Source organism: Lysinibacillus sp. GW821-FHT14F06, from assembly GCF_058803665.1.
Map to the genome: position 1 here is coordinate 1 of NZ_JBXAPF010000071.1, position 1635 is coordinate 1635.

A 1635-nucleotide genomic window follows, 5' to 3' on the forward strand; every position below is an offset into this window, starting at 1 on the left:
GATTGGAGTGCAAGGCTACTCGACCATAGCTGTCAACTTAAGAAATGTGTACTTCTTCTAAAAAGTGGTATAGATATATACAAAACTTTTTTGGGAAGGGGTGCTTTTGATGTCGACACCGAAACATATACAATTACTCCAAAAGCTATTTGAAGTCATTTGTCCTGAAAGAGTAGATGAAATAGCCAAAGAAACGGGTTTTATTCAAAGAAAGCGACTAGTCTCTGCGAGTGACTTCCTATCCTTATTGTTTCATGTCCATGGGAATTTAGCAGATTGCTCAATCCAAGAGTTATGCACAACCTTACAAATGAAACAAGCCATTTCCATTAGTCGGGCAGCCATGGATAAAAAATTTACCCCGGAAGCCACAGCTTTTTTACAACGACTCATTCAAGAATTCGTATGGGCACAACATCAACTATCTTTTTCTTCGCTCTCTCTGTCTGAACCATGGCCATTTACCAGTATTCGGGTACTTGATTCCACCACAGTTAGTGTACCAGATCGTTTTCAAAAGCGCGCTCAAAAAACCAAACAAGCATCCGCCAAAATTCAATTTGAATTGGATCTTTTATCCGGTCAATCGACATTTCTTCACGTTGCTTTTCACCGAATGAATGATGCGAAAGTAGGTGCCATGCGGATTCCGTTTCTGACAGAACATGAACTTTGTCTACAAGATTTGGGTTATTTTAACTTCGAACAATTAAAAAAAATCGAGGAAAAAAAGGGTTTTTTTATTACAAAAATACGGACAGATGCGTATGCCGCTTTCGAAAATCTATTTCCTTCCTATCACTCAAATGGTGAGGTTATTCAAAGTAGCCTTTATCATCGCATTGATTTCGTGGCACTTTGTAAAAAGTTACTACCAGAGGAACTTTTAGAATTAGAGGGTGTTTATTTTGGACGGGATGCTCATTTTCCAGCTCGTTGTATTATTTTTTCCCATGATGAGCAGGGGAAAGCGCAACACATCAAAAAAATTAATCGACGAGCCCAGAAATCAGGAAAGGTGCCCAAACAAGTGGTACGTGATTTAGCAGGTATTACGATTTATATGACGAATCTGCCAGAGTGGATGTCTGCTCGTCATATCATGGAATTGTATCGCTTACGTTGGCAAATTGAGTTGCATTTTAAAGTGTGGAAATCTGATTTAGGCATCAACCACTTCAAAGTGATGAAGAAAGACAGGTGGCTTTGTCATTTATATGGGACCATCCTAGTTTATTTTATTAGTCAATTGATGGCCTATCAAATAAGAAACTTCATCTGGAAGGAGAAGGGCATAGAAATTAGTGAGATGGTGGCCATTCGTAGTATCGCGACAGAGATTTTACCGAAGCTATATGAAGAATGCATAAAAAAAGAGAATGCATTGAAAGACTTTATCCATTTGACCACCGAGTTCCTGCTCAAGACGGCTCGGAAATCAAAGTCCACCAAAGGAACAGCCTTTCAACGCCTTCAATTCACGTAAAATATCCAAATATAACCAACTCGCCTAGAGGGGTTTATTTGGATATGTCTATAATACTTTTTCCCATTTTAACGATAAATGAAACCTATCATTTCTAATTATAAAATCATTTGATTAGATGTGTAGAAATCTTAAGTTGACAGCTATGG

Annotated in this window: 1 protein-coding gene; it reads left to right on the top strand. The window is 38.2% G+C overall.

Annotated elements, in window-relative coordinates:
- Positions 1–109: 109 nt before the first annotated feature.
- Positions 110–1486 carry an IS4 family transposase gene (locus tag AC1RNS_RS26415; protein ID WP_492996776.1) on the top strand — a complete coding sequence of 459 codons (1377 nt, stop codon included), beginning with the start codon at positions 110–112 and terminating at the stop codon, positions 1484–1486.
- Positions 1487–1635: the final 149 nt, after the last annotated feature.

What these genes read in the sequence shown, in the direction of transcription:
- AC1RNS_RS26415 (WP_492996776.1), top strand. Translation starts at nt 110, where the DNA reads ATGTCGACACCGAAACATATACAATTACTCCAAAAGCTATTTGAAGTC.